The 25,240-nt window shown below is 69.6% G+C and carries 26 protein-coding genes; 17 read left to right on the top strand and 9 right to left on the bottom strand.

From position 1 onward, the window contains the following. Positions 1-21: 21 nt before the first annotated feature. From uppS to rpsB, 5 genes are all read right to left on the bottom strand, one after another. Positions 22-756, bottom strand: a complete 735-nt coding sequence (uppS, locus tag BV908_RS12795) for a polyprenyl diphosphate synthase (protein ID WP_015912865.1) — start codon at positions 754-756, stop codon at positions 22-24. Positions 757-784: 28 nt separating this feature from the next. Then, positions 785-1,345, bottom strand: a complete 561-nt coding sequence (frr, locus tag BV908_RS12790; protein WP_103738358.1) for a ribosome recycling factor — start codon at positions 1,343-1,345, stop codon at positions 785-787. A 48-nt stretch (positions 1,346-1,393) separates the two neighbouring features. Further along, positions 1,394-2,116 (bottom strand): UMP kinase, encoded by a 723-nt coding sequence (pyrH, locus tag BV908_RS12785; RefSeq protein ID WP_011805778.1) that lies wholly within the window; start codon positions 2,114-2,116, stop codon positions 1,394-1,396. 57 nt (positions 2,117-2,173) lie between these two features. Next, positions 2,174-3,070: a translation elongation factor Ts gene (tsf, locus tag BV908_RS12780; RefSeq protein WP_011805779.1), complete on the bottom strand. Its 897-nt coding sequence runs from the start codon at positions 3,068-3,070 to the stop codon at positions 2,174-2,176. A gap of 109 nt (positions 3,071-3,179) precedes the next feature. Continuing rightward, positions 3,180-3,932, bottom strand: coding sequence for a 30S ribosomal protein S2 (gene rpsB / locus BV908_RS12775; protein ID WP_011805780.1), 753 nt, complete (start codon positions 3,930-3,932; stop codon positions 3,180-3,182). 201 nt (positions 3,933-4,133) lie between these two features. Here rpsB and BV908_RS12770 point away from each other — a divergent pair, with 201 nt between their 5' ends. From BV908_RS12770 to BV908_RS22455, 4 genes are all read left to right on the top strand, one after another. Next, complete coding sequence (locus tag BV908_RS12770; protein WP_103738357.1) at positions 4,134-5,480, top strand: amidase; 1,347 nt, start codon at positions 4,134-4,136, stop codon at positions 5,478-5,480. 51 nt (positions 5,481-5,531) lie between these two features. Then, positions 5,532-6,779 carry an FAD-dependent oxidoreductase gene (locus BV908_RS12765; protein ID WP_103738356.1) on the top strand — a complete coding sequence of 416 codons (1,248 nt, stop codon included), beginning with the start codon at positions 5,532-5,534 and terminating at the stop codon, positions 6,777-6,779. Positions 6,780-7,088: 309 nt separating this feature from the next. After that, complete coding sequence (locus tag BV908_RS12760; RefSeq protein WP_103738355.1) at positions 7,089-8,606, top strand: NAD(P)H-hydrate dehydratase; 1,518 nt, start codon at positions 7,089-7,091, stop codon at positions 8,604-8,606. Between the two features lie 176 nt (positions 8,607-8,782). Beyond that, the gene (locus BV908_RS22455; protein ID WP_172751389.1) at positions 8,783-8,956 is read left to right on the top strand and encodes a hypothetical protein; all 174 of its coding nucleotides are present in this window, start codon (positions 8,783-8,785) and stop codon (positions 8,954-8,956) included. 67 nt (positions 8,957-9,023) lie between these two features. On the opposite strand, the gene BV908_RS12755 is transcribed toward BV908_RS22455, so the two are convergent. The 4 genes from BV908_RS12755 to BV908_RS12740 all read right to left on the bottom strand — a co-directional run bounded on the left by BV908_RS12755 (position 9,024) and on the right by BV908_RS12740 (position 12,104). After that, on the bottom strand, positions 9,024-9,704 hold the full coding sequence (locus BV908_RS12755; RefSeq protein WP_103738354.1) for a hypothetical protein: 681 nt from the start codon (positions 9,702-9,704) through the stop codon (positions 9,024-9,026). Further along, positions 9,701-10,711, bottom strand: coding sequence for an MlaD family protein (locus BV908_RS12750; RefSeq protein ID WP_103738353.1), 1,011 nt, complete (start codon positions 10,709-10,711; stop codon positions 9,701-9,703). Before BV908_RS12750 ends, BV908_RS12755 begins: the two co-directional genes overlap by 4 nt. A gap of 15 nt (positions 10,712-10,726) precedes the next feature. Further along, positions 10,727-11,536, bottom strand: coding sequence for an ABC transporter permease (locus BV908_RS12745; RefSeq protein ID WP_011805787.1), 810 nt, complete (start codon positions 11,534-11,536; stop codon positions 10,727-10,729). Positions 11,537-11,645: 109 nt separating this feature from the next. Next, positions 11,646-12,104, bottom strand: coding sequence for a MerR family transcriptional regulator (locus BV908_RS12740; protein ID WP_103738352.1), 459 nt, complete (start codon positions 12,102-12,104; stop codon positions 11,646-11,648). Positions 12,105-12,144: 40 nt separating this feature from the next. Here BV908_RS12740 and BV908_RS12735 point away from each other — a divergent pair, with 40 nt between their 5' ends. The 13 genes from BV908_RS12735 to BV908_RS12675 all read left to right on the top strand — a co-directional run bounded on the left by BV908_RS12735 (position 12,145) and on the right by BV908_RS12675 (position 25,214). Further along, positions 12,145-14,166: a cation-translocating P-type ATPase gene (locus tag BV908_RS12735; protein ID WP_103738351.1), complete on the top strand. Its 2,022-nt coding sequence runs from the start codon at positions 12,145-12,147 to the stop codon at positions 14,164-14,166. Next, a complete protein-coding gene (locus BV908_RS12730) occupies positions 14,163-14,582 on the top strand; it encodes a DUF3703 domain-containing protein (protein ID WP_047351140.1) in 420 nt (139 codons plus the stop codon). The genes BV908_RS12735 and BV908_RS12730 overlap by 4 nt, the downstream gene beginning before the upstream one ends. Before the next feature lie 147 nt (positions 14,583-14,729). Next, positions 14,730-15,356 carry a YitT family protein gene (locus tag BV908_RS12725; protein ID WP_011805791.1) on the top strand — a complete coding sequence of 209 codons (627 nt, stop codon included), beginning with the start codon at positions 14,730-14,732 and terminating at the stop codon, positions 15,354-15,356. 75 nt (positions 15,357-15,431) lie between these two features. Next, a complete protein-coding gene (locus BV908_RS12720; protein ID WP_015912855.1) occupies positions 15,432-15,833 on the top strand; it encodes a hypothetical protein in 402 nt (133 codons plus the stop codon). A gap of 103 nt (positions 15,834-15,936) precedes the next feature. Continuing rightward, complete coding sequence (locus BV908_RS12715; protein WP_103738350.1) at positions 15,937-16,284, top strand: hypothetical protein; 348 nt, start codon at positions 15,937-15,939, stop codon at positions 16,282-16,284. Further along, entirely contained in the window at positions 16,281-17,714 is a 1,434-nt protein-coding gene (locus BV908_RS12710; protein ID WP_103738349.1) for a TolC family protein, read from the top strand. Before BV908_RS12715 ends, BV908_RS12710 begins: the two co-directional genes overlap by 4 nt. Before the next feature lies 1 nt (position 17,715). After that, complete coding sequence (locus BV908_RS12705; RefSeq protein ID WP_103738348.1) at positions 17,716-19,104, top strand: copper oxidase; 1,389 nt, start codon at positions 17,716-17,718, stop codon at positions 19,102-19,104. Between the two features lie 16 nt (positions 19,105-19,120). Then, positions 19,121-19,603: a cupredoxin family protein gene (locus tag BV908_RS12700; protein WP_011805796.1), complete on the top strand. Its 483-nt coding sequence runs from the start codon at positions 19,121-19,123 to the stop codon at positions 19,601-19,603. Positions 19,604-19,670: 67 nt separating this feature from the next. After that, positions 19,671-20,132 carry a DUF411 domain-containing protein gene (locus tag BV908_RS12695; RefSeq protein ID WP_210434027.1) on the top strand — a complete coding sequence of 154 codons (462 nt, stop codon included), beginning with the start codon at positions 19,671-19,673 and terminating at the stop codon, positions 20,130-20,132. 23 nt (positions 20,133-20,155) lie between these two features. Further along, entirely contained in the window at positions 20,156-20,539 is a 384-nt protein-coding gene (locus BV908_RS12690) for a copper-binding protein (RefSeq protein ID WP_246867507.1), read from the top strand. A gap of 55 nt (positions 20,540-20,594) precedes the next feature. Further along, complete coding sequence (locus tag BV908_RS12685; protein ID WP_103738345.1) at positions 20,595-22,805, top strand: copper-translocating P-type ATPase; 2,211 nt, start codon at positions 20,595-20,597, stop codon at positions 22,803-22,805. A 55-nt stretch (positions 22,806-22,860) separates the two neighbouring features. Next, entirely contained in the window at positions 22,861-23,874 is a 1,014-nt protein-coding gene (locus BV908_RS12680) for a P1 family peptidase (RefSeq protein WP_103738344.1), read from the top strand. Positions 23,875-23,876: 2 nt separating this feature from the next. Further along, complete coding sequence (locus tag BV908_RS12675; RefSeq protein ID WP_047351132.1) at positions 23,877-25,214, top strand: TAXI family TRAP transporter solute-binding subunit; 1,338 nt, start codon at positions 23,877-23,879, stop codon at positions 25,212-25,214. Positions 25,215-25,240: the final 26 nt, after the last annotated feature.

Genomic DNA, 25,240 nt, shown 5'->3' with positions numbered 1-25,240 from the left:
AGCGATGTGCGGTGGACGGAATCAGGCACGCAGCGAACCGGGCTGCTGCGCTTGTACCTGGTCGGAGGTTTGGCCAAAGCGGCGCTCGCGCGCCGCGAAGTCCGCGATGGCTTCATCCAGTGCGGCCTCGTCGAAATCGGGCCACAGGCGGTCACTGAAATACAGTTCGGTATAGGCGGCCTGCCACAGCAGGAAGTTGCTGATGCGCCGCTCGCCACCGGTTCGGATCAGCAGATCCGGATCGGGCACATGGGCCATGCCCATGGCGGCATGCAGGCTGGCCTCGGTGATGGGCTCGCCCCGCGCTGCAAGCGCAGCTGCGGCCTGCGTGATGTCCCAGCGGCCGCCGTAGTTGAAGCAGACATTGAGCACCAGGCGCTGGTTGCTTGCGGTGGCCGCCTCGGCACGCTGGAGCCCTTCGCGCACCTGCGCCGAAATGCCCGATTTTTCCCCCACGAAGTGCACCTGCACGCCATCCCGGGCCAGTTGCGGCACCTCACGTGTCAGCGCCTTGGCAAGCAGATCCATGAGACCGGACACCTCGTCCGCCGGACGGTTCCAGTTCTCGGAGGAAAACGCGAACACGGTAAGCACGCCCACGCCGCGTTGGACGCAGGCATGCACGCAGCGCCGCAGCGATTCCACGCCCTGCCGATGCCCCGCCAGGCGCGGCAGGAAGCGGCGCGTCGCCCAGCGGCCGTTGCCATCCATGACGATGGCAATGTGGTGGGGAATGGCTCCCTGCACGGTGGGCATGAATCCAGGATCTATCCGCAAAACCGGATCAGATCGCCATGATTTCCTGCTCCTTGGCCGCCACCAAGGCATCGATCTCTGCAATGTGCTTGTCGGTGGTTTTCTGCACATCGGCCTCGGCGCGCTTTTGGTCGTCCTCGGAGGCGAGCTTGTCCTTGACCAGCTTCTTGACGCCCTCATTGGCGTCGCGGCGCAGGTTGCGGATGGCCACCTTGGCGCCCTCGCCTTCGCTGCGCGCCAGCTTGGTCATCTCCTTGCGGCGCTCTTCACTCATCGGCGGCATGGGCACGCGGATCAGGTCGCCCATGGAGGCCGGGTTCAGCCCCAGATCGCTTTCACGGATCGCCTTCTCGATCTTGGCACCCATGTTCTTTTCCCAGGGCTGCACACTGATGGTGCGCGCGTCGAGCAAGGCCACGTTGGCCACCTGGGACAACGGCACCATGGATCCGTAGTACTCGACATGGATCGTGTCGAGCAGCTGCGGGTTGGCGCGGCCGGTGCGGATCTTGGCCAGGTTGTTCTTGAAGGCGGCGACGGACTGGTCCATCTTCGCCTCGGTCGTCTTCTTGATGTCGGCAATCGTCATGTGTGGTTCCTCTGCAAGCGGGCAATCAGGCCAGGCGCGGCAAAGCCATCAAGCGTACACCAACGTGCCTTCGTCTTCGCCCATCACCACGCGCTTCAGCGCGCCATGTTTCACGATGGAGAACACGCGGATCGGCAGCTTCTGGTCGCGGCACAGGGCAAAGGCCGTCGCGTCCAGGATGCCCAGGTTGCGGCTCATGGCCTCGTCGAACGTGAGCTTGGCATAGCGGGTGGCCGACGGGTCCTTCATCGGATCGGCCGTGTACACGCCGTCGACCTTGGTCGCCTTGAGCACCACCTCGGCGCCGATCTCGGCGCCGCGCAGCGCGGCGGCCGTGTCGGTGGTGAAGAACGGGTTGCCGGTTCCGGCGGCGAACACCACCACTTTGCCCTCTTCGAGGTACTGCAGCGCCTTGGGACGCACGTAGGGCTCCACCACCTGCTCGATGCCGATGGCGGACATCACGCGGGCCGTCAGCCCCTGCTTGTCCATGGCGTCCGCCAGGGCCAGCGCGTTCATCACGGTGGCCAGCATGCCCATGTAGTCGGCCGTGGCGCGGTCCATGCCCACGGACCCGCCCGCCACACCGCGGAAGATGTTGCCCCCGCCGATCACCACCGCCACTTGCACGCCCAGGCGGGTGACCTCGGCGATCTCCTCGACCATGCGCACGATCGTGGCACGGTTGATGCCGAATGCGTCATCGCCCATGAGCGCCTCACCAGACAACTTGAGCAGGATGCGCTTGTGGGCTGGCGTGGCGAGGGTCATGGGCAATTCTCCGTAAGGCTGGACTGGGGGGATGAAGGGCGTGGGCGGCAGGCGCTATCAGGCGCCCGACTTGGCGGCAGCGACTTGCGCAGCCACCTCGGCGGCGAAATCGTCCACCTTCTTCTCGATGCCCTCGCCCACCACGTACAGGGTGAAGCCCTTCACTGTGGTGTTGGCGGCCTTGAGCATCTGGGCCACGGTCTGCTTGCCATCGGCGGCCTTCACGAAGACCTGGTCGGCCAGCGAGACTTCCTTGAGGTACTTCTGCACCGAGCCTTCGACCATCTTGGCGGCGATATCGGCCGGCTTGCCGGACTCGGCGGCCTTGCCCTCGGCCACGGCACGCTCCTTGGCGATCAGGTCGGCAGGCACGTCGGCGCTGGTCAGCGCCACGGGCTTCATGGCGGCCACATGCATGGCCACGTCCTTGGCGGCCACGGCATCGCCGTCGAACTCCACCACCACGCCGATGCGCGAGCCGTGCAGGTAGGCGGCCAGGTTGGAGCCGCTGAAACGCTTGAAACGACGGAAAGACATGTTCTCGCCGATCTTGCCGATCAGGCCCTTGCGCACATCTTCCAGGGTGGGGCCGAAGCCATCCTGCTCATAGGCCAATTGGCCCAGGGCTTCGATGTCCGCGGGGTTGTGCTCAGCGACCAGCTTGGCGGCGGCGTTGGCCATGGCGATGAAGCTGTCGTTCTTGGACACGAAGTCGGTTTCGCTGTTCACTTCGATCAGCGCACCCACGTTGCCGTTGATGAACGATGCCACCACGCCTTCGGCCGTCACGCGGGAAGCGGCCTTGCCGGCTTTGGTACCCAGCTTGACGCGCAGCAGCTCTTCGGCCTTGGCCATATCGCCGTCGGCCTCGGTCAGGGCCTTCTTGCATTCCATCATGGGGGCATCGGTCTTGCCACGCAGTTCGGCAACCATGCTTGCGGTAATTGCAGCCATCGTGTTTCTCCAGTTTTTGAGTTCAGTTCGTTACAGGATCAGAAGCTAAAAAAAAAGGGGGCTCACCAGGGGCCCCGCTTTTTTTGCGACGCATCGCGCGGCCCTTGACTTAGGCGGCGTTCTCGTCCACTTCCACGAATTCGTCGGAGCCTTCGGCAGCCACAGCCTTGGCCACTTCCGTCACGGCGTTGGCACGGCCTTCAAGGATAGCGTCGGCGATGCCGCGGGCGTACAGAGCCACAGCCTTGGCCGAGTCGTCGTTACCCGGGATCACGTAGTCAATACCCTCGGGCGAGTGGTTGGAATCCACCACACCGATCAGCGGGATACCCAGCTTCTTGGCTTCGGACACGGCGATCTTGTGGTAGCCCACGTCGATCACGAAGATAGCGTCGGGCAGCGCAGCCATGTCCTGAATGCCCCCGATGTCCTTCTCGAGCTTTTCCAACTCGCGCGAGAACATCAGCTGCTCCTTCTTGCTCATGGACTCCAGGCCGGCTTCCTGCTGTGCCTTCATGTCCTTCAGGCGCTTGATGGAGGTCTTGACGGTCTTGAAGTTGGTCAGCATGCCGCCCAGCCAGCGCTGGTCAACATAGGGCACGCCAGCGCGCTGGGCCTGCTCGGCCACCAGTTCGCGGGCCTGGCGCTTGGTGCCGACCATCAGGATCGTGCCGCGGTTGGCGGCCAACTGCTTGGCGAACTTCTGCGCCTCCTGGAACATCGGCAGCGACTTTTCCAGGTTGATGATGTGAATCTTGTTGCGATGGCCGAAGATGAAGGGGGCCATCTTGGGGTTCCAGAAGCGCGTTTGGTGGCCAAAGTGGACACCGGCTTCCAGCATTTCACGCATGGTGACGGACATGAGGCTTCTCCGAAGGTTGGGTCTAAAATCCAGCCTCAATACTTGCCCACTGAATTGCTCTTGCGTGGAACTTGCAGTCCCACGAGAGGGCAGAGGGCAACACCTTGAGAGGGCTGGTTTGCGATTAAGTTCTGCATGGTGCCTGGCAGCACGGCGGCGGCGCAGCTCTCAGCAAAACCCAAAGATTCTAGCATATCCCCCATGTTGGCTGACCTCGTCTCCACCCGCAGCCACGTAGCTGCCGGGCACAGCAGCGCACGCGATGAAATCGAGCGCTGCATCGCCGCCGCCGAAGGGCCCACCTGCGCCCATGTGTTCCGCCAGACCAGCTTCGACCAGGCCCGCCCAGCAGCCGCCGTGCCCGGCGTGGAGCGTCTGCCGCTGGCGGGCCTTGCCGTGTCGGTCAAGGATCTGTTCGACATCCAGGGCATGACCACCGCCGCGGGCTCCACCGTGTTGCGGGATGCGCCGCCCGCGCCGGCCGACAGCCCGGCCGTGGCGCGCCTGCGCCGCGCGGGCGCAGCGTTCATCGGCCGCACGCACATGGTGGAGTTCGCCTTCTCCGGCGTGGGTGTGAATCCGCACTTCGGCACGCCCGCCGCATTTGACGCCCGCCACGGCGCGCTGCCCGGCCCCGCGCGGGTGTGCGGGGGCTCGTCGTCGGGCGCCGGGGTGTCGGTGGCCACGGGCGCGGCCTTCATTGGCCTGGGCTCCGATACGGGCGGCTCGATCCGTATCCCGGCCGCGCTGAACGGCATCGTGGGTTTCAAAAACACCGCGCGCCTCGTGCCCACCGAAGGCGCTGTCCCCTTGTCCACCACGCTGGACACGGCCTGCGCACTCACCCGCACGGTGCGCGATGCCGTCGTGGCACACGAGATCCTGGCGGCACGGCGCGTCACGCGCAGCCCCGCAACGCTGTCGGCCTGGCGGCTGGCCGTACCCGCCACACTGTTCCTGGACGGACTGGACGCCACCGTGGCACGTGCCTTCGACCGAACACTGTCACGCCTGCGCGCGGCCGGCGCGCAGATCACCGAGATTGCCCTGGCAGAAACCGCCCAGTTGGCCGATGTGAACGCCACCGGCGGGTTTTCCGCCGCCGAAAGCTACGCCTGGCACCGCACGCTGCTGGCACGGCACGGCAACGCCTACGATCCGCGCGTGAAGAGCCGCATAGAGCGCGGCGCTGGCATGTCCGCGGCCGACTACATCGATCTGCTGCACGCGCGGCGCGCCTGGATCGCACGCATGCAGACCGCCATGGCCGGCTTCGACGCCCTGCTCTCGCCCACCGTCCCCATCGTGGCGCCCCCCATCGCATCGGTCGCGCCGGGCAGCGAGCGCGACGCGGAGTTCTTTCGCGTCAACGGATTGCTGCTACGCAACACCAGCGTGGTCAACATGCTGGACGGCTGCGCCCTGTCCCTGCCGTGTCACGAAGCGGGCGAACTGCCCGTGGGTCTGATGGTGTGGCACGGCGCACTGCGCGACGACCCGGTGCTGAACATCGGCCTGCTGATCGAACAAGAACTACAAAAACAATAGCTACTAGCGCTTATCCTACGGGCGCTAGAGGCATATTTCGCTTCAATTTTCATGCACATCATCATCGTGGGCGCCGGCATCGTCGGCGCGGCCACTGCTTATGAACTGGCCGCGGACGGCCATCAGGTCACCGTGGTTGAGCAGCGCGGCGCCGCGGCAGAGGAGGCGAGCTTCGGCAGCTCCGGCCTGCTGGCGCCCTCGCTACTCATGCCGTGGGCGGCGCCGGGCCTGGGCGGGCCGCTCGGCCGCTGGCCTTGGAGCCGCGATGCCACGCTGCGCCTGGTACGCGGCGCCGGCATGGCAGGCCGGCGCTGGCGCTGGCGCTGGTCCCAGGCGGGTCGCCGGCCCGAGACGGCGGCGCGGCTGGCCGCGCTGGAAGGTCTGGGCCGCTACAGCCTGGCACGCACGCGCGAACTCATCCACCAATGGGACGTGGACCTGGAAACCAGCCGCGGCACTCTGGTGCTGCTGCGCCGCCCCGAAGATGTGGAGCGCCTGCAGCCCGCGTTGAAGGTGCTGCGCGACGCGGGCGTGGGCCTGCGCGATGTGGATGCCGACACCGCGCGACTCATCGAGCCCGGCCTGTCCACCGACGTGCCGCTGGCGGGCGCCGTGCATGTACCGGATGGCGAGTCCGGCAACTGCCGGCTGTTTGCGCAGATCCTGCGCCACGCGGCGCAGGAGCGCGGCGCACAGTTCGTGTTCGGCGCGCATGTCCGCGCTCTCAGCGTATCGCCGCCCGGCGTCCACGTCGTAGGCGAAGCCGCCCCGCGTCAGGCCGACGCCGTGGTGCTGTGCGCAGGCGTGGCCAGCGCCGCGCTGCTGCGCCCGCTGGGGCGCCACCTGCCCCTGGAGGCCGTACATGGCTACACCGTCAGCGCGCCGGTGCGCGAGGACAGCCATGCACCCCAGGGCTCGGTGATCGATCCGCTGCACCGCATCACCATCACCCGCCAGGGTCAGCGCGTGCGTGTGTCCGGCGGCGCCGAGATCGGGCACGGCAACGGCAGCCACCACGCGCCCACGCTGCAGACGCTCTACCTCGCGCTGTCGGGCTGGTTCCCGGGCGGCGCACTTACCTCGTCCCCGCAGGTGCAGGTCTGGCGCGGCGCGCGCCCCACGCTGACCGATGGCGCCCCTGCCATCGGCGCGAGCGATGTGTCCGGCCTGTGGATCAACACCGGCCATGGCGCTTGCGGCTGGGCCCAGGCCTGTGGCAGTGCCCGCGCCCTGGCGGACCTGATCGCCCAGCGCAGTCCGGCGATTGACCTGCAGCCCTTTGCGCCGCAGCGCTTCTAGGGCCTGTTCACACTATTTTTGCCAGTGCGAATGGCGTGAAAACCGCGCCAATCTAGGCGCGTGACGACGCCAAGGCCGGGGCCTTGGCTAGGAGGGCAACGACGAATGGCGCGGTTTTCACTCCGTTCCCTCCGGGTTGCGATCAAAAAGGGCCATTCGCGGCGTTGCCAAGCCTCGCTGGGGTAGCACCCCAGCTTCGTTTGGCGCCTTGCGCCTGGCCCTTTTTGATCGCAACGCATCTGGCAAAAATAGTGTGAACAGGCCCTAGCGCGCTTCGCACGCCCCCCGCCCGGCGCCACAATGCCGGGCATGCAGCGCATCGCACCTGACCGGCCCCATCCCCTGTTCGACACCGCGGCCACGCGCCGCCTGGAGGCCAGCGCCGCCGCTGCCCTCGCGCCCCACACGCTGATGCAGCGCGCCGGCCAGGCCACGGCCCGGTTGGCGCTCGCGCTGGCTCCACATGCGCGCACCTTCTGGTTCGCCTGCGGCGGCGGCAACAACGGCGGCGATGGGCTGGAGGCCGCCCTGCTGCTGCACCGCGGCGGCCACCCGGTCGTGGTGACCTGGCTGGGAACGCCCGAGACGGCGCCTGCCGACGCGCGCCAGTCCTGGCAGCGCGCACAAGAGGCCGGCGTGCCGTTCGCGGCTGAGCCGCCCTCCCTCGGTCCGCAGGACCTGTGCGTGGATGCGCTGCTGGGCATCGGCCTGCGCGCCGATCCGCGCCCCCGCAAGCCCGACGCGCGGCTGCTGCAATGGCTGGCCCGCATGCGCGCCTGCGCGGCACCCACGCTGTGCGTGGACCTGCCATCGGGCCTGGTGGCGGAATCAGGCCAGTACATCCCGGGGCTGGCGCCGGCCCATCCAGGTGCCACGGCGGCGCGCCACACGCTGAGCCTGCTCACGCTCAAGCCAGGCCTGTTCACCGGCCAGGGCCGCGACGCAGCGGGCAGCGTGTGGTTTGATGACCTGGGCGTGCCGGCATCAACCGAAACCCCTTGCGCCTGGCTCGCCGGCCCCCCCGCCCCGGCCGTGCGCGCCCATGCCAGCCACAAGGGCAGCTACGGCGACGTGGCCGTCATCGGCGGCGAAGGCCTGCAGGCGCGCGGCATGGGCATGACGGGTGCGGCCCTTTTAGCCGCCAGCGCGGCGTTGCACGCCGGCGCGGGCCGCGTGATGGTGGCGCTGCTGGACGCCGGCGCACTCCCCGCCCTGCCGCAGCAGCCTGAACTGATGCTGCGCCGTTGTGACGCGCTGGCGCTGGACCACGCCACCGTGGTCTGCGGCTGCGGCGGCGGCGCGGCCGTGGCGGCCGTGCTGCCAGACGTCCTGCAGCAATCGGCACGCCTGGTGCTGGACGCAGACGCGCTGAACGCAGTGGCCGCCGACCCCCATCTGCAGCATCTGCTGCGCGAGCGTGGCCGGCAGGGCCGCCCCACCGTGCTGACTCCGCACCCCCTGGAGGCCGCGCGGCTGCTGGCCGGCACCACGGCCACCGTGCAGGCCGACCGCCTGGCCGCGGCGCGCACGCTGGCCGATCAGTACGGCTGCACCGTGCTGCTCAAGGGCTCGGGCAGCGTGATTGCCGCACCGGGGCGCACGCCCCTCATCAACCCCACGGGCAATGCGCGTCTGGCCACGGGAGGCACCGGTGACGTGCTGGCCGGCCTGTTGGGGGCGCGCCTGGCCGCGGAGCCTGCACAGGCCGGTGCGGCATTTGCGGCGGCGGGCCGCGCCTGCTGGGAGCACGGCGCTACCGCCGACCGCTGGCCCGCCGGGAGGTCCCTCACCGCGGGAGCGCTCGCACGCGCACTGAACGCTGGTTGACCGCGCAGCGCGCCGCGCGGTCCGGTCGCCGCACGATTGCATCCAACGGTAACGGTGGTTTCCAAGCTGCGCATATCTACCTTGTCTTACAGACGTTGCGAGGACTGAAGCGCTTTAATCGCTCCATGTCTTGGTATGCATGCATACCGTGTGTTCCACCCACCTGAGGTACTGCCATGAAACGCCATTTCCGCCCCGGATCGCGCGCCTACGTGGCCTTTGTGGTCACCGTGGTCCTGGCCTTCGCGGCCAGCGTCATGACCCTGGTGCCCCACCAGACGACCCAGGTGGCCGACTCGCAGGTGCACAGCCAGCTGGAACAACTCGTTCCCGCTGGCGTCTTCGACTGAGCTCCCTCTCACTCCTCCCCTCCAGCCGCCTTCGGGCGGCTTTTTTGCGGGCCGCCCGGGCCGGGCTTCAGGGCACGGCGCTGGCGGGTGCGCCGCCGCTTTCCACCACAGCGACGCGCCGCCGCAGCGCGGCCTCCAACGCGGTATCGCCCGCCGCACCCGCCCGTTCGGCGCGCAGCAGCAGCCAGGCCATCAACGGGCGGCGCCATCCCTGCGCCGAGGCGGTGTCGGTGGCCAGCACCATGACTTCCGGCGTAGCGCGCCCGGCGCGCACGGCCGCACCCGCTGCCACCAGGCGCGCCAAGGGGTCGGCAATCCCGGCAATGGACTGGGGGCTGGCTGCGGCGGCGCGTTGTGCCTCGGGCAGCAGCGCCGCCTGCGCGGGCGTGGCGCGGCCTGCCAGGTAGTCGGCATAGGCCTGCTCCGGCGGCGCCGCATCGGCGCGCAGCGGCTCGAAAGCCGTGCAGGGCTGCAGTTGCAGGCTGGCCACCTGCGCGGCGCAGCGCATCAGCTCCACGCGCGCCAGCAACTCGGGCCGGCCGGTGCGTGCCACCTCGGCGCGTGCGCGGGTCCATTCCTGGTCGGCCACGCGGGTGTTGCCGGACAGGTAGGCCTCGGTCGCCCGCTCGGCCGCGCCGTGGGCATTCATCTGCCAGTCGGGCACCGGCGCCTTGCCGGCGCAGGCCGACAGCACCACGGCCAGCGCGGGAGCCAAGCCCCGGCACAAGAGAAGCTGCAGGGAGGTCATGGCAGTTTTAGCTCCGTTTCGCGGGCAAAGGGCCACTTGCGGTTGATCTCGTTCACCAGCGCATCCACCTTGCGCAGGCTGCCTTCCACTTCGGCGCGCAATGCGCCCAGGTCGGTCGTGGCCTCGCGCGCATTGGCGCCCACGGCCTGGGCCTCGGCCAGCACGGCGTCCACCTTGGTGAGGCTCTGGCGCGCGTCGGCCAGCAAACCGTTGAGCTGCACCACGGCGGCCCGCACCTCGGGCACCAGCCCGGGGTCGCTCCCCGCACCGAAGACCTGCCTGTCCGCCTTGGCGGCCATGCCGTCGATGCGCGCGAGCAACTGGTTGGTGCGCTCCAGCGTGGTGAGGATCTTCTTCGCGTCCGCCTCGTTGCCCATGAGCACGCCCAGGGCGCCGCCAGGCGCGTTGAGCCGCTCGGTGAGCGTGCGCACCTGGGCCATGGCGCCGCCCAGGGCGGACTCTGCGCCGGTCATGGCGTTCAGGTTGTCCAGCAGCTGGCGCGCCGATGACATGAGCTGCGGAATCTCCGCCGTGGCGTCGCCGCGCAGCACGGGTCGCTCGGCGCCGTCCTCCAGCGGCGGGTCGGCCAGCATGCCGCTGTAGGCCTTGATGGTGGTGCCGCCCACCAGCCCGCTGACCAGGGTGAACACGCTGGAGGTGCGCAGCCAGTGCGCGTCGCGCTGGGCCACGTCGATGAGGATGCGCACGTTGCCGGTCTCGGCCAGTTCGATGCGCCGCACCCGGCCGATGGGAAAGCCCGAGAACGTCATGTCCATGCCCACGACCACGCCCTCGGAATCTTCGGCCGTGAGCACCAGCCGCTGCGTGGGCTCGAACGCGCCGCGCGCGTACAGCAGGTACAGGCCGGCACCCAGCACGAGCACCAGCGTGAACAGCAGCAGCGCCGCGGCCTTGCGCTCCAGATGGGCCACGGGCCGCAGCAGCTCGACCGGCGCGTTCGCCGGCGGTTCGGACAGCGGGGGTTGGGGACGTTGCGGATCGGTCATCGCGTGGCCATGAAATCAGTAGTAATTGCCCATCAGCGAGATCACCTCGATGAGCAGCAGCACGGCGAACATGCGCGCCAGCCCGCCCAGCTCCGAGTCGGGCTGCTGGGCCTGGCGTGCGTCGCCGCTTTCGTAGAGCCCCGAAGCCATGGGAATCAGCGCCACGGCCAGGCTGAAGAACACGGTCTTGAGCACGAACACCAGCGTGATCTGCGGCGCGAACACATGGCCGAACATGCGCGTGTACACCGGCAGCCCCGCCGTGTTGAGCCCATACACGCCCAGGTAGGCCATGACCAGCGCCACTACGCACGACAGCGCCGCCAGCGTGATGCTGGCATACACGCCAGCCACCACGCGCGGCAGCAGCTCCATGCGCACGGGGTCGGCGCCGCGTTGGCGCAGAGCCTGAAGGTGGCCCGACTGGCGCATCAGCGCCAGCTGCGTGCCGTTGGGGATGGTGGCGCGCATCGCCACGAACAGCGCGGCGGTCAGCGGGATCAGCTCCAGCACCAGTACGCGGATCACCATCTCCAGCGCATAGCGCGACAGGCCGTAGCTGAGCGCCGTGACGACCACGATGCGCGTGATGACCAGACTGATGAGCGCGGCCAGCACCGTGAAGCCCAGCAGGATGGGCGCGGTGTCCTGGTACATGTGGCGCGCCAGCCGCCAGCGCGTGGCGCGGCCGTAGCTGGACGGCGAGAGCATCAGCACCATGACCACGGCGCCCAGGTAGATGATGCGCCACCACGCCACGGCCCAACGCCGCGCCTGGGCCCACAGGCGCCGGGGCACGATGGAAGGGTGCAGGCTGGCGTTCATGCGCGGATCATAGGCGAAGGCTGCATTCGATAAGTAACAAATTAGCCGCTAGCGCTTATGCAGCAAGCGCTAGCAGCTATTAACACCATAGCAACCTGTGCCATGGGCCTCATACATGCCTGCGGGTCGCCGGCCCTGCGGGCGGCACGGGATCGGCATCGGCGCGTGCATGCAACGCCTCGATCACGTGGCACTGCCCTCCCGTGCCGTCGCAACGGCTGCGCAGCGACAGCAGTTCCTGCTCCAGCGTCGCCAGCTCGGCCATGCGCGTGCGCACGTGCGCCAGGTGCTCGTCCAGCGTGACGCAGGCGGCATGGCCGTCGGCGGTACTGCAGGCGTCCAATGCCAGCAGGCCGCGCACCTCCTGCAGCGACATGTCCATGGCGCGGCACAGCCGCACGAAGCGCATGCGGTGGACCTCCTCGTCGCTGTAGAGGCGGTAGCGGTTGTCCGCGCGGGTCTGCGCGGGCAGCAGGCCTTCCTTTTCGTAATAGCGGATGTTGGCTGGTGGCACGCCCGAGAGCCGGGCGGCATCACCGATACGGTGGCGGGGGCTTTGTCGCAGCATGGCTTGACCTTGGAGTGGCTTCAAGGTTTCCAATCATGGCATGAGCCAAAGCCATTCCTCCCATTCCGCGTCCCATTCCCATGGCCCGGGCGCGGCAAACCTGCCTCCTTCGCCTGCATCCGCATGCAGCGGCTGCGCCTGCAGCACATCGGCGGGCGACGGCCACGACCACGGCACCCTGCCCGGTTGGCCGCGCATCGCCGCGGCGCTGGCCCTGGCCGCGGGCGCCGAGGCGGCGCACTGGATGCAGCAGGACTACGCCGGCATGGCCCTGGCCGTGGTGGCGATTGCACTGTCGGGCCTGGGCGTGTACCGGGTGGGCCTCAAAGACCTTGCGCGCCTGCGCCTGGGCATCCACGCGCTCATGGCCGTGGCGGTGACGGGCGCCTTCCTCATCGGCCAGTGGCCCGAGGCAGCGATGGTCATGGCGCTGTACGTGGCGGCCGAGCGCATCGAGGACGGCGCCATGGACCGCGCGCGCCATGCCATACGCCAGCTGCTGCAACTGGCGCCCGCCACGGCCGACGTGCTGCAGCCGAATGGCAGCACCCTGAGCCTGCCTGTGGACCAGGTGCCGCTGGGTGCCACTGTGCGCATCGCCCCGGGCGCGCATGTGCCGCTGGACGGCACCGTCACCCACGGCAGCAGCAGCGTGAACCAGGCCCCCATCACCGGCGAGAGCCAACTGGCCGACAAGGCCGCCGGCGACCCGCTGTACGCGGGCAGCGTGAACCAGCAGGGCGAGCTGCTGATGCAGGTGAACACCCCGCCCGGCGACACGCTGATTGCGCGCATCGTGCGCGCGGTGGAGCAGGCGCAAGCCAGCAAGGCCCCCATCCAGCGCTTCGTGGACCGCTTTGCCGCCATCTACACACCCATCGTGTTTGCACTGGCCGTGCTGCTGGCGCTGCTGGCCCCCCCGCTGATGGGCTGGACCTGGACGCAGTCCACCTACCAGGCGCTGGCGCTGCTGGTCATCGCCTGCCCCTGCGCACTGGTCATCTCCACGCCGGTCACGGTGGTCAGCGCGCTCACGGCCGCCGCGCGGCGCGGCATCCTCATCAAGGGCGGCAGCGCGCTGGAGGCCGCGCGCGGCCTGCGCGTGGTGGCGCTGGACAAGACCGGCACGCTGACCACCGGCAGCCCTGCCCTGGTGCAGTGGCGTGCCCTGAACGGCGCCGATGCCGACGCCGTGGCAGATGTGGCCTGGCAGTTGGCCAGCCGGTCTGAGCACCCCGTCTCGCGCGCCATCGCCGCCGGCCTGCCCGCGGCCACCCACAACGGCGTGCAGAACCTGCAGGCCCTGCCCGGTCGCGGCGTGCAGGCCGAGGTGGGCGGCCAGCGCTGGTGGCTGGGCAACCTGCGCCTGATGCGCGAACAAGGCCTGGCCGACGCTGCGCTCGAAGACGCCCTGGCCCAACAGGAGCGGCAGGGCCGCACCGTCACCTTGCTGGCCGACGCGCAAGCCGTGCGCGCGCTGTTCGCCGTGGCCGACCCGCTGCGCGGCCACGCGCGCCAGGCCGTCGCCGAACTGCGCGCGCTGGGCGTGCACCCGGTGGTGTTGAGCGGCGACAACCCGGCCACCGCACAGGCCATCGCGGCCGAGGCGGGCATTACCGACGCGCTGGACGCGCTCGGCGGCCTGCTGCCGCAGGACAAGCTCGACACCCTGGCCGCGCTGCAGCGCACGCGCGGCCCCACCGCCATGGCGGGCGACGGCATCAACGATGCGCCCGCGCTGGCCCAGGCCGACGTGGGCTTCGCCATGGGCGGCGCACACAGCACCGGCATGGCCATGGAGACGGCCGACGTAGTACTCATGAACGACGACCTGCGCCGCATTCCCGACACCGTGCGGCTGGCACGCCGCGCACACGCCGTGCTGTGGCAGAACATCACCCTGGCGCTGGGCATCAAGGCCGCGTTCTTCACCCTGGCGCTGCTGGGCATGGCCAGCATGTGGATGGCCGTGGCAGCCGACATGGGCGTGAGCCTGCTGGTGGTGGCCAACGGGCTGCGCCTGCGCCGCGGTGCCTCTATCGCGGCGAAGGAGGCCGCATGACCATGACCCAATCACCACAAAGCCGCCAGCGCGCCGCCTACGACTACCTGCTGCAGCGCTGGCGCACCAGCGTGGATGCGCCCACCGAACAGCGTTGGCGCTACCTGGAGGCCGCCCATGTGGTGGGCCAGAACCGCCTGGGCCTGCACTGGCGCGCGCACTGGCAGATGCTGCGCTTTGCGCGCCAGTTGGGCGACGCGCCGGAGGCTCGGGGCCAATGGGCGCGGCTGGGCCTCACGCTGGTGGGCCACCTGGTGCGCCGGCTGCCGCAGGGCAACATCGGCCGTGCCAGCGTGCCCGCGCTGCGGCCCATGGTGCCCAGCGTGGCCGTGCGCGCATGCATCACCGAAGCCATGCAGGCCACCCAGCCCCCCGGCACGCCGGGTGCGTCAGAGATGAGTCAAATCGACCTCTAGCGCCCGCCTGACAAGCGCAAACAGCTCACCTTTTAGGAGCATCACACCACCCAGACACGGGAATTTGACCCAGCGCAAGACACAACGACCGATGCCGTGGTGCAATCGCGCCCCCGCCGGTCACCACGGCGACTGCCGATCCCGCCCATGTCCACCACCACCGCCAACGCCGCTCCCGCCATGGTCCCGCACACCCGCACCGAAGACGCCGTGGCGATTGGCGTGGGCGTGACGCTGATCTCCGTGGGCGTGGCCTTCCTCGCCAGCGCCGGGCTGCTCACCGGCGGCATGGCGGGGCTGGCCTTCGTGCTGCACTACGCCACGGGCATCGGCTTCGGCAAGCTGTTCTTCGCGCTCAACCTGCCGTTCTACTGGCTGGCGCTGCGCAAGCTGGGCCTGGCCTTCACGCTCAAGACCTTCGCGGCCGTGGCGCTGCTGTCGGTGCTGTCGGAGCTGCAGTCGCAGTTCCTGCAGATCAGCGAACTGCAGCCGCTGTATGCGGCCATCACCGGCGGGCTGATCATGGGTATGGGCTTTTTGGTGCTGTTCCGCCACCGCTGCAGCCTGGGGGGCGTGGGCATCATGGCGCTGTACCTGCAGGACCGCTTCGGCTGGCGCGCCGGCAAGGTGCAGATGGCCGTGGACTGCTGCATCGTGCTGGCGGCGCTGGTCACAGTGGAGCCGCTGCGCGTGCTGTGGTCGGTCATCGGCGCCGTGGCGCTCAACCTGGTGCTGGCCATGAACCACCGGCCAGGGCGCTACATGGCGGTCTGACGGCACGCGGCCGGACCATCGCCGGGCGCTCGCTCTGGCGGGAACTTCCTGCACCGCGCCGGTATCATTCGCTGCATGCGCCACGCCGTTGCCATGATCCTGGGTCTGCTGCTGGTCCTGCGGGGCCTGCTGGGCGACGCCATGGCCATGGGCGTTGCACCGGCCACGCCCGCGCAGCCCACCATTGCGGCAGCTGCTACCCACCACGCTATGGCAAGCGACACGCACGACCACGGTGGTCATGACGGCGACCATGCCAGCGCATCAGCACAGCCGCACTGCTGCGATACCGGCGGGGCGGTCCACGCGGAACACCCCGCCGGCTGTTCGGCCTGCGGCGCCTGCCATTCGGCCTTCTACGCGCCGGTCTGGGCGCCCGCCTTTCATGGACGGCACGACAGCAGGTTGCAACCGCACCCTGGCACCCACTTTGCCAGCGCCACGGCTGCGCAAGCCATCAAGCCACCCATCTCCTGAGCACTGACGCCCGAAGTGCGTCCGCAATCGGCTGCATGTCCCTCGACGGGGCCGCAGCCGAGTGTCGCGGACGCGGTTTTGTCATGTTTGACGGGAGACTCCCATGCGCTTCGCGCACCCCACCAGCCCTGCGGCCATGATGGCCCTGGCGGCCCTGGCCGGCATCGCACCGCCGACCTGGGCGCAGGTTGACAATGTTCCTGCCGCCCCATCGCAGACCGCCACCGCCGACTCGGCACAGGCCCCCAGTCTGCCCTTGCACCACCAGCCCCTGCTCCCCAGCGGCGACGTGGCTGAGGCCGACATCGGCTGGAAGGCCGCCAACACCGCCGTGGGCGCCTTTCCCGGTGGCCACTCCGACATCGTGCGTTGGGAAGCCGAGCAGGCACGCGCCGCGCCGCCCAGCCCTGGCATGCCCACCCCGAAACACCACCACGGAGGCCGGCCATGAGGCGCCCTCCGCTCGCCCTGGCTGCGCTGGCCGCTGCACTGGTGTTGGCCGGCTGCGCCAGCGTCGCCCCCGATGGGCTGCGCGGCGACGTGCAAAGCCATGTCCAGCCCCGCCTGCCCGACGGCGCGCAACTGCCCGCGCCCGATGCGCAAAGCCGCAGCGACGCGCAGGCCCAGATCACCGAATGGCTGCGCCTTCCCGTGGATGCGGACACTGCCGTGCGCGTGGCGCTCTTGAACAGCCCCGCGCTGCAGGCCCGCCTGGCCAATCTGGCCGCGCAGGATGCGCAGCGCGCACAGGCGCTGACCCTGTTCAACCCCACGCTGACGCTGGGGCGATTCACCAGCGGGCATGAGCGCGAGATCGAGCGCCAGCTCGGCTTCAGCCTGGTCAACGTGATCACCCTGCCCTGGCGTACGCGTTGGCAAGGCTGGCAGATGGAGCAGGCCACGCTGGCCGCCGCACAGGACGTGCTGCGCCTGGCCGCGGACACACGCCGCGCCTGGCTGCGCGCCGTGGCCGCCCGGCAGGTGCTGGCCGCGCGCGAACGCATGCACGAGGCGGCCGAGGCCGGCGGCGAGCTGGCGCGGCGCATGGCGCGCGTGGGCAACTTCAGCCGGCTGCAGCAGGCACGCGAAATCGCCATCACACAGGACGCGGCAGCACAGCTGGCCCGCGCGCGGCTGCATGCCGCGCTGGAGCGCGAGCAACTGGCGCGGCTGATGGGGCTGTGGGGTGCGCAGGCCGACTTCACGCTGCCCGATGCGCTCCCTGCCTTGCCCGCGGCGGATGCACTGCGCGGCGGCGACGACGCCGAAGCCACGGCCCTGCGCGAGCGGCTGGACCTGCGCGCGCTGCGCCGCGACCTGGACACCACCGCCGACCGCAGCGGCTGGGCCGGTGTTGGATCCGTGTTCGGCGACATCGGCCTGAGCTACAGCCGCAACACTGCCACCGAGCGCGCCTCCGGCCACCGCGAGACCACACGCGGCTGGGAGGTAGAGCTGCCTCTGCCGCTGTTCGACTGGGGCGGAGCTGCCACGGGCCGCGCGCGGGCCGAGTTGCAGCACAGCGCCGCGCAACTGCAGGATGCCGCCATCCGCGCGCGCAGCGAGGCACGCAGCCACTGGCTGCGCTACCGCACCGCCTGGGACCTGGCGCACCAGCAGCAGGCCGAGGCTTTGCCGCTGGCGCGTTTCATGCAGGACGAGGCCGTGCTGCGCTACAACGGCATGTTCATCAGCGTGTGGGAGCTGCTGGCCGAGGCGCGCCGCGCCAGCCAGGCCGTGGCTGCCGCCACCGAGGCGCAGCGCGACTTCTGGCTCGCCCAGACCGACCTGCAACTGGCTCTCACGGGCACATCGCCCGGCGCGCCCACCGGCCTGCCGTCCGCTCCCACCACCTCCAACGCCCCTTCGGAAGGCCACTGACATGCAGCGCCGCCACTTCTTCTCCGGCGCCGCCACGGCCGTGGTCGCCGCCTCCGCCGCATCGGTGAGCCGCGTGGCCTTGGCCGCGCTGCCCGAGGCGCCCTCGCAATCCTCTGCCGACACGGCCGCGCCGCTAACCCCGTCCAGCGGCCGGCCCTACCAGCCCGTGGTCACGCTCAACGGCTGGACGCTGCCATGGCGCATGAACGCCGGCGTCAAGGAATTCCACCTGGTGGCCGAGCCGGTAGTGCGCGAGGTGGCGCCCGGCTTCATGGTCAACATGTGGGGCTACAACGGCCAGAGCCCGGGCCCGACCATCGAGGTGGTGGAAGGCGACCGCGTGCGCATCTTCGTCACCAACCGCCTGCCCGAGCACACCAGCGTGCACTGGCACGGCCAGCGCTTGCCGAGCGGCATGGACGGCGTGGCCGGGCTTACCCAGCCGCACATCCCCGCGGGCAAGACCTTCGTGTACGAGTTCACGGCGCGCCGCCCCGGCACCTTCATGTACCACCCGCATGCGGACGAAATGGTGCAGCTGGCCATGGGCATGATGGGCCTGTGGATCACGCACCCGAAGGCGCGCCACCCCCTGATCGCTCAGGTGCAACGTGACTACGCCTTCCTGCTCAGCGCCTACGACGTGGAGCCGGGCAGCCTCACGCCCAAGGTCAACACCATGACCGACTTCAACATCTGGACCTTCAACAGCCGGGTGTTCCCCGCCATCGACCCGCTGGTGGCACGACAGGGCGACCGCGTGCGCATCCGCGTGGGCAACCTGACCATGACCAACCACCCCATCCACGTCCATGGGCATGAGTTCGAGATCACGGGCACCGACGGCGGGCCGACCCCGAAGGCCGCGCGCTGGCCCGAGGTGACCACCGACGTGGCCGTGGGCCAGATGCGGCAGCTGGAGTTCATCGCCGACGAGCCCGGCGACTGGGCGCTGCACTGCCACAAGAGCCACCACACCATGGGCGCCATGGGCCACGGCGTGCCCACCATGATCGGCGTGGACCATCGCGGCCTGGTCGGGAAGATCCAGAAGATCATTCCCGACTACATGGTCATGGGCGAGCGCGGCATGGCCGACATGGGCGCGATGGAAATGCCGCTGCCCGACAACACCTATCCCATGATGACCGGCACCGGCCCCTTCGGCCCGCTGGAGATGGGCGGCATGTTCACGACCCTGAAGGTCCGCCAGGGCCTGGCCGCCCAGGACTGGCGCGACCCGGGCTGGTACCAGCACCCGGCGGGCACGGTGGCGCACGAATGGGCCGGTGCGCCCTTGGACGCCACAGCCCCGCGGCAGACCCCGCCCGGCCGGGCCCCCGGCGCCCCCAGCGTGCGCAAACCGGGCGCCAGCCACGAACACCATTGAACTCTCGGAGAAACCCATGAAATCTATCAAATTCATAGCTGCTTGCGCTTTACTGGCGGGCGCTACAGCCAGTTTTGGCCATGAGAACATGCACAACAGCCACCCTGCCGTCGCACCCCAGCAGCAAGAATGGGGGATTGCGGGAGAGGTCAAGGGCGCAAAGCGCACCATCACCTTGCGCATGACGGACGACATGCGCTTTACCCCCTCGCACTTCACCGTCAAGCAAGGCGAGACCGTGCGCCTGCGCGTGGAGAACAAGGGCCAGGTCATGCATGAGGTGGTGCTGGGCACACAGGGCACGCTGGACCAGCATGCGGCCATGATGCGCCAGTACCCCGACATGGAGCATGCCGAACCCCACATGGCCCACGTGGCCCCGCGCGCCAAGGAAGACCTGGTCTGGCACTTCAACCGGCCCGGCCGCTTCGACTTCGCCTGCCTGATCCCCGGCCACTACGAAGCAGGCATGCGCGGCACCTTCACCGTCACGCCCTGAACAACACCACCACCCGCATCATCAGGAGTCCACCATGCGAATCACGCAACCCACCCGCCGCCAATGGATGACGGCCCTCGCCGGCGGCTTGGCCGGCGCTGCCCTGCCCGCCCTGGCCCGTGCCGCCGCCCCGCAGACTGCCGTGGAGGTCTGGAAAGACCCCAACTGCGGCTGCTGCAAGGATTGGGTGACCCACATGCAGGCCAACGGCTTCACGGTCACCGTGCACGAAACGGGCAACGCCGCCGTACGCGCCAAGCTCGGCCTGCCCACGCGCCTGGGCTCATGCCACACCGCGCTGGTGGGCGGCTACCTGCTCGAAGGCCATGTACCCGCTGCCGACGTGCGCAAGCTGCTCAAGGACAAACCCAAGGCCCTGGGCCTCACCGTCCCGGGCATGCCGGTGGGCAGCCCCGGCATGGACGGGCCCGAGTACAACGGCCGCAAGGACCCGTACGACGTGCTGCTGGTCACCAAGAACCTGGTGAACAGCGACGTCTCCACGCGCGTATTCACCAGCTACCGTTGATGCACACCATGAAAGGCCACGCCATGCCATCGCACACCCTGCCTGCGCGCGCGCCGCGCATCGCCCTCGCACCCGTGGCCGCTCTGGCACTGCTGGGCCTGCCCGGCAGCTGGGCACATGCCCAGGGCTCGGACCACGACGCCCATCACACCGAAACGCCCGCCGCGTCCGGCGACAGCACGCAGGATCTCAGCGAGGGTGAAGTCACGCGTTGGGATGCACGCAGCGGCAAGATCACGCTGCGCCACGGCGAGCTCAAGAACCTTGCCATGCCGCCCATGACCATGGTGTTCACGTTGCGCGACCCGGCACAGGCGGCCACCTTCAAGCCCGGCGACAAGGTGCGCTTTCGGGCCGAACGGGTGAAGAGCGTATTCGTCGTCACCCATATCGAACCATTGCGCTGACGCCCCACGGACCGGGCGGCAGTTGCCCGGCCCCTTGCCGCACCAAGGAGCCCTCATGCATTCCCACAGCACGCCGCCCGCGGCTGCCCCACACGGGCAGCACCGGCACCACAGCCCCCAAGTGCCCCGGCCATCGGCCGCTCCACCCGCCCCACCAACCGCCGACACGGTCTACACCTGCCCCATGCACCCGCAGGTGCGACAGAGCGGCCCCGGCCACTGCCCCAAGTGCGGCATGGCGCTGGAGCCGGTACTGCCCAGCCTGGACGCGGCCGATGACAACCCCGAACTGCGCGACTTCTCGCGCCGCTTCTGGTGGACGCTGCCGCTCACCATGGTCGTCACCACGCTGGCCATGGCCGGGCACCGGCTGGGTTGGGTCGGCATGGCCACGCAAAGCGGGGTGGAGCTGGTGCTGACGCTGCCCATCGTGCTGTGGGCCGGCGCGCCGTTCTTCGTGCGCGGCTGGCAATCCGTGGTGCAGCGCAGCCCCAACATGTGGACTCTGATCAGTCTGGGCACGGGCGCGGCCTTCCTCTACAGCGTGGTGGCCACCGTGGCGCCGGGCGTGTTCCCGGCCTCGTTCCAGTCCATGGGCCGCGTGGGCGTGTACTTCGAGGCGGCCGCGGTCATCATTTCGCTGACGTTGCTGGGCCAGATGCTGGAGCTCAAGGCGCGATCACAGACCTCGGCCGCCATCCAGTCGCTACTGGGCCTGGCGCCCAAGACTGCGCGCCGCATCGCCGCCGACGGCAGCGAGGAGGACGTGCCGTTGGCCCACGTGCATGAGGGCGACCTGCTGCGCGTGCGTCCCGGCGAGAAGGTGCCGGTGGACGGCGTGGTCGTCGAAGGCAGCAGCGCCGTGGACGAGTCCATGCTCACGGGCGAGCCGCTGCCAGTGAGCAAGCGCACGGGCGACAAGCTGATCGGCGCCACGCTCAACACCAGCGGGGCGCTGGTCATGCGCTCCGAACTCGTGGGTGCGGCCACGATGCTGTCGCAGATCGTGCAACTGGTGGCGCAGGCCCAGCGGTCGCGCGCGCCCATGCAGCGCATGGCCGACCGCGTTGCGGGCTGGTTCGTATTGGCCGTGGTCGGCGTGTCGGTGCTCACGCTGCTGGGCTGGGGCCTGTTCGGGCCCGAGCCCAGGTGGGTCTACGGCCTGATCAACGCTGTGGCGGTTCTCATCATCGCCTGCCCCTGCGCGCTGGGCCTGGCTACGCCGATGTCCATCATGGTGGCCACGGGGCGCGGCGCCACGCAGGGCGTGCTGTTCCGCGATGCGGCCGCCATCGAGCATATGTGCCGCGTGGACACGTTGATCGTGGACAAGACCGGCACCCTGACCGAGGGCCGGCCGCGCTTTGAGCGCACCGTGGCCGCGCCCGGCTGGGGCGAGGCGGAGGTGCTGCGCCTGGCCGCCAGCCTGGACCAGGGCAGCGAGCATCCGCTAGCGGCGGCCATCGTCGCCGCGGCACGCCAGCAGGGGCTGGCGCTGGACGCGGCCGAACAGTTCGACTCGGCCTCGGGCATCGGCGTGCGCGGCCGGATCGCGGGCCGCACCTTGGCGCTGGGTAACACGGTGCTGATGCAGCAGTCCAACGTGAATACGGGACCGCTGGCGCAGACCGCCGAGGCATTGCGCGGCGAAGGCGCCAGTGTGATGTTCCTGGCCGTGGATGGGCAACTGGCGGGCCTGCTGGCTGTCTCCGACCCCATCAAGGCCAGCACGCCCGACGCGCTGGCCGCCCTGCATGCGGCCGGCCTGCGCATCATCATGGCCACCGGCGACGGGCTGACCACGGCAGGTGCCGTGGGACGGCGCCTGGGCATCGACGAGGTGCACGGCGAGGTATTGCCCGCCGATAAGCTGGCCCTGGTCGAACGCCTGCAGGCCGAGGGACGCACCGTGGCCATGGCCGGCGACGGCATCAACGACGCGCCGGCACTGGCGCGCGCCGACGTGGGCATCGCCATGGGAACCGGGACGGACGTGGCCATGAACAGCGCCCAGCTCACCCTGGTCAAGGGCGACCTGCGCGGCATCGCCACGGCGCGCGCACTGTCGCAGGCCACGGTGGCCAACATGCGCCAAAACCTGGGCTTTGCCTTCGTCTACAACGCGCTGGGCGTGCCGCTGGCCGCCGGCCTGCTCTACCCGTTCACGGGCTGGCTGCTGTCGCCGATGATCGCGGCGCTGGCCATGAGCCTGAGCTCGGCCTCGGTGATCACGAATGCCCTGCGGCTGCGCCGCACCCGGCTTTGAGAGCACCCCGCAAGACGCGGGGACAGGTGCCGGCGCGGCACCATAATCGGCGCCCATGCAAGCTTGCTCCCTGCACAGCGCCTGCGGCGCCATCACCGACGTTGCCGGCATCGAGGTCGGCCACTTCACCGACCCACGCCGCCCCACCGGCTGCAGCGTGGTGATTGCGCGCGAGGGTGCCGTGGCAGGCGTGGATGTGCGCGGCGCCGCCCCCGGTACGCGCGAGACCGACCTGCTGGCCCCGGGCAACCTGGTGGAGCAGGTGCACGCCATCATGCTAGCGGGTGGCAGCGCCTGGGGGCTGGAGGCCGCCACGGGGGCCGTGCGCTGGCTGGAGGAGCAGGGCGTAGGGCTGGACGTGGGCGTGGGCCGCCTGCCATTGGTGCCAGCGGCCGTGCTGTTCGACCTGCACGTGGGCGACATGAAAGTGCGACCCGATGCGGCGGCCGGCTATGCGGCCTGCGCCGCCGCCACACGCGAGCCGCCAGCCGAGGGCAACGTAGGCGCCGGCGCTGGCGCCGTGGTGGGCAAGATGTTCGGCCTGCAGCACGCCATGAAGGGCGGCGTGGGCACAGCCTCGGTCACCGTCGCGGGCGTCACGGTGGGTGCGCTCATTGCCTGCAACGCCGTGGGCGACGTGGTCGACCCGGACACCGGGCGCCCACTGGCGGGCGCCCGCGCTGCCGACGGGCTGACGCTGCGCGATACACGGCACGCGCTGCTGCGCGGCGAGCCCCCTCATCCCCTGCTGGCCGGCAGCAACACCACGATCGGCGTGATCGCCACCGACGCGCGGCTGACCAAGGTTCAGGCTCAGCGACTGGCCGTTGCCGGCCACGACGGCCTGGCCCGCAGCATCAACCCCGTGCACACCATGAGCGACGGAGATACGCTGTTCACGCTGGCGACGGGCCACGTGCCGCACCACCCCGGCATGATGGTGTTGGCCACGATGGCGGCCGAGGCGGTGGCCCGCGCCACCGTGCGCGCCGTGCTCGCCGCGCGCACCCTGCGCACGGCCGAGGGCCTGGCACTTCCGTGCCATGCCGATCTGGCTGCCGGGAGCTAACCATGGGACAGATGTCACGCCGCCTGCGCATGGCGCTGCTGTCGCTGCGCGACCTGTTGGTGTCTGCCGGGCCGCTGGCGCTACTGGGCGCGGGCCTGGTGCTACTGGCCTATTGGTGGCTCAACCCCACGCCGCCGCGCACGGTGACGCTGGCCACCGGCCCCGCGCAGAGCGCCTACGAGGCCTTCGGCCAGCGCTATCGTGACGCACTGGCGGCAAGCGGGATCAACGTGGTCTTGCTGCCCAGCGATGGTTCGTCATCCAACCTGCAGCTGCTGCGCGATGGCCACGCCGACCTCGCCTTCGTGCAAGGTGGCACGGGTGAGTTGCGTCCCGAGGACAGTGATGAGCTGGTCTCGCTGGGCAGCCTCTTCGTGGAGCCCATTTGGCTGTTCTACCGCGGCGATGTGGCGCGCCGCATCCACCGATCGGCCCGGCTGGAGGGGCTGCATCAGCTGCGCGGGCTGCGCGTGAACGTCGGCTCGCCCGGCAGCGGCGTACCAACGCTCATGGAGCGCCTGCTGGACGCCAACCACATTCCGCTGGATGCCCTGACGCTCACGCGTCTGGAGCAGACGCCCGCCACGGTGGCGTTCCTGGCGGGGCGGCTGGACGCCCTGGTGTTCGCCTCCGCCCCCGAGTCATTGATGGTGCAGATGCTGCTGCAAACGCCCGGCGTGCAGCTCATGCACTTCCCGCAGAACGAGGCCTACAGCCGCCGTTTTCCGTTCCTCACGCCGGTAGTGCTGCCACGCGGCGTGGTGGACCTGGCGGCCAACGTACCTCCGCGCGACGTACGGTTGGTGGCATCCACCACATCCCTGCTGGCGCGTGAAGGTACCCACCCTGCCCTGCTGCAATTATTTGCCCAGAGCGCGCAGGGCATCCATGGCAATGCGGGCTGGTTCAACCGTGCGCGCGAATTCCCCAGCACCCGGCACGCGGAACTGCCCATTGCCAAGGAGGGCGAGCGCGCCATCAACGAACCGGCGCCGCTGATGCAGCGCTATCTGCCATTCTGGATCGCCAACCTCGTCGAGCGCATGTGGCTGGTACTGGGTATCTTGATTGCCATCATGCTGCCGCTGTCGCGCGTGGTGCCGCCGCTGTACCAGTTCCGCGTGCGCTCGCGCGTGTTCCGCTGGTATGGGCATCTGCGCGACATAGAAGACGACATGGAACGAGGAGAGGCCACCCCCGACGCGCTGCGCGAACGGCTGGACCGCATGGAGGCGCAGGTGGAAAAAGTGAGCGTGCCACTGTCCTATGCCGACGAGCTCTACGCCCTGCGCAACCACATCCAACTGGTGCGCCGGCGCCTGCCACGCGCGGCAGGCTGAACGGCAGTCCCCGCGACCTGCGGAGC

The sequence above is a fragment of the Diaphorobacter sp. LR2014-1 genome (assembly GCF_002916785.1).
GTDB classification, from domain to species: Bacteria; Pseudomonadota; Gammaproteobacteria; order Burkholderiales; family Burkholderiaceae_C; genus Diaphorobacter; species Diaphorobacter nitroreducens.
This window is presented reverse-complemented; position numbering and strand designations above follow the sequence as displayed.

Excerpts from the sequence above, each read along its gene's own strand:
- BV908_RS12725 (WP_011805791.1), top strand. The coding sequence starts at position 14,730 with ATGTCCACCACCACCGCCAACGCCGCTCCCGCCATGGTCCCGCACACC.
- BV908_RS12750 (WP_103738353.1), bottom strand. The coding sequence starts at position 10,711 with ATGACCGATCCGCAACGTCCCCAACCCCCGCTGTCCGAACCGCCGGCG.
- BV908_RS12755 (WP_103738354.1), bottom strand. The coding sequence starts at position 9,704 with ATGACCTCCCTGCAGCTTCTCTTGTGCCGGGGCTTGGCTCCCGCGCTG.
- frr (WP_103738358.1), bottom strand. The coding sequence starts at position 1,345 with ATGACGATTGCCGACATCAAGAAGACGACCGAGGCGAAGATGGACCAG.
- BV908_RS12740 (WP_103738352.1), bottom strand. The coding sequence starts at position 12,104 with ATGCTGCGACAAAGCCCCCGCCACCGTATCGGTGATGCCGCCCGGCTC.
- BV908_RS12680 (WP_103738344.1), top strand. The coding sequence starts at position 22,861 with ATGCAAGCTTGCTCCCTGCACAGCGCCTGCGGCGCCATCACCGACGTT.
- rpsB (WP_011805780.1), bottom strand. The coding sequence starts at position 3,932 with ATGTCCGTCACCATGCGTGAAATGCTGGAAGCCGGTGTCCACTTTGGC.
- BV908_RS12730 (WP_047351140.1), top strand. The coding sequence starts at position 14,163 with ATGACCATGACCCAATCACCACAAAGCCGCCAGCGCGCCGCCTACGAC.
- pyrH (WP_011805778.1), bottom strand. The coding sequence starts at position 2,116 with ATGACCCTCGCCACGCCAGCCCACAAGCGCATCCTGCTCAAGTTGTCT.
- BV908_RS12735 (WP_103738351.1), top strand. The coding sequence starts at position 12,145 with ATGAGCCAAAGCCATTCCTCCCATTCCGCGTCCCATTCCCATGGCCCG.
- BV908_RS12675 (WP_047351132.1), top strand. The coding sequence starts at position 23,877 with ATGGGACAGATGTCACGCCGCCTGCGCATGGCGCTGCTGTCGCTGCGC.
- BV908_RS12745 (WP_011805787.1), bottom strand. The coding sequence starts at position 11,536 with ATGAACGCCAGCCTGCACCCTTCCATCGTGCCCCGGCGCCTGTGGGCC.
- BV908_RS12765 (WP_103738356.1), top strand. The coding sequence starts at position 5,532 with ATGCACATCATCATCGTGGGCGCCGGCATCGTCGGCGCGGCCACTGCT.
- BV908_RS12705 (WP_103738348.1), top strand. The coding sequence starts at position 17,716 with ATGCAGCGCCGCCACTTCTTCTCCGGCGCCGCCACGGCCGTGGTCGCC.
- BV908_RS12695 (WP_210434027.1), top strand. The coding sequence starts at position 19,671 with ATGACGGCCCTCGCCGGCGGCTTGGCCGGCGCTGCCCTGCCCGCCCTG.
- BV908_RS12715 (WP_103738350.1), top strand. The coding sequence starts at position 15,937 with ATGCGCTTCGCGCACCCCACCAGCCCTGCGGCCATGATGGCCCTGGCG.
- BV908_RS12720 (WP_015912855.1), top strand. The coding sequence starts at position 15,432 with ATGCGCCACGCCGTTGCCATGATCCTGGGTCTGCTGCTGGTCCTGCGG.
- BV908_RS12685 (WP_103738345.1), top strand. The coding sequence starts at position 20,595 with ATGCATTCCCACAGCACGCCGCCCGCGGCTGCCCCACACGGGCAGCAC.
- BV908_RS12760 (WP_103738355.1), top strand. The coding sequence starts at position 7,089 with ATGCAGCGCATCGCACCTGACCGGCCCCATCCCCTGTTCGACACCGCG.
- BV908_RS12690 (WP_246867507.1), top strand. The coding sequence starts at position 20,156 with ATGCCATCGCACACCCTGCCTGCGCGCGCGCCGCGCATCGCCCTCGCA.
- BV908_RS12700 (WP_011805796.1), top strand. The coding sequence starts at position 19,121 with ATGAAATCTATCAAATTCATAGCTGCTTGCGCTTTACTGGCGGGCGCT.
- uppS (WP_015912865.1), bottom strand. The coding sequence starts at position 756 with ATGCCCACCGTGCAGGGAGCCATTCCCCACCACATTGCCATCGTCATG.
- BV908_RS12770 (WP_103738357.1), top strand. The coding sequence starts at position 4,134 with ATGTTGGCTGACCTCGTCTCCACCCGCAGCCACGTAGCTGCCGGGCAC.
- BV908_RS12710 (WP_103738349.1), top strand. The coding sequence starts at position 16,281 with ATGAGGCGCCCTCCGCTCGCCCTGGCTGCGCTGGCCGCTGCACTGGTG.
- BV908_RS22455 (WP_172751389.1), top strand. The coding sequence starts at position 8,783 with ATGAAACGCCATTTCCGCCCCGGATCGCGCGCCTACGTGGCCTTTGTG.
- tsf (WP_011805779.1), bottom strand. The coding sequence starts at position 3,070 with ATGGCTGCAATTACCGCAAGCATGGTTGCCGAACTGCGTGGCAAGACC.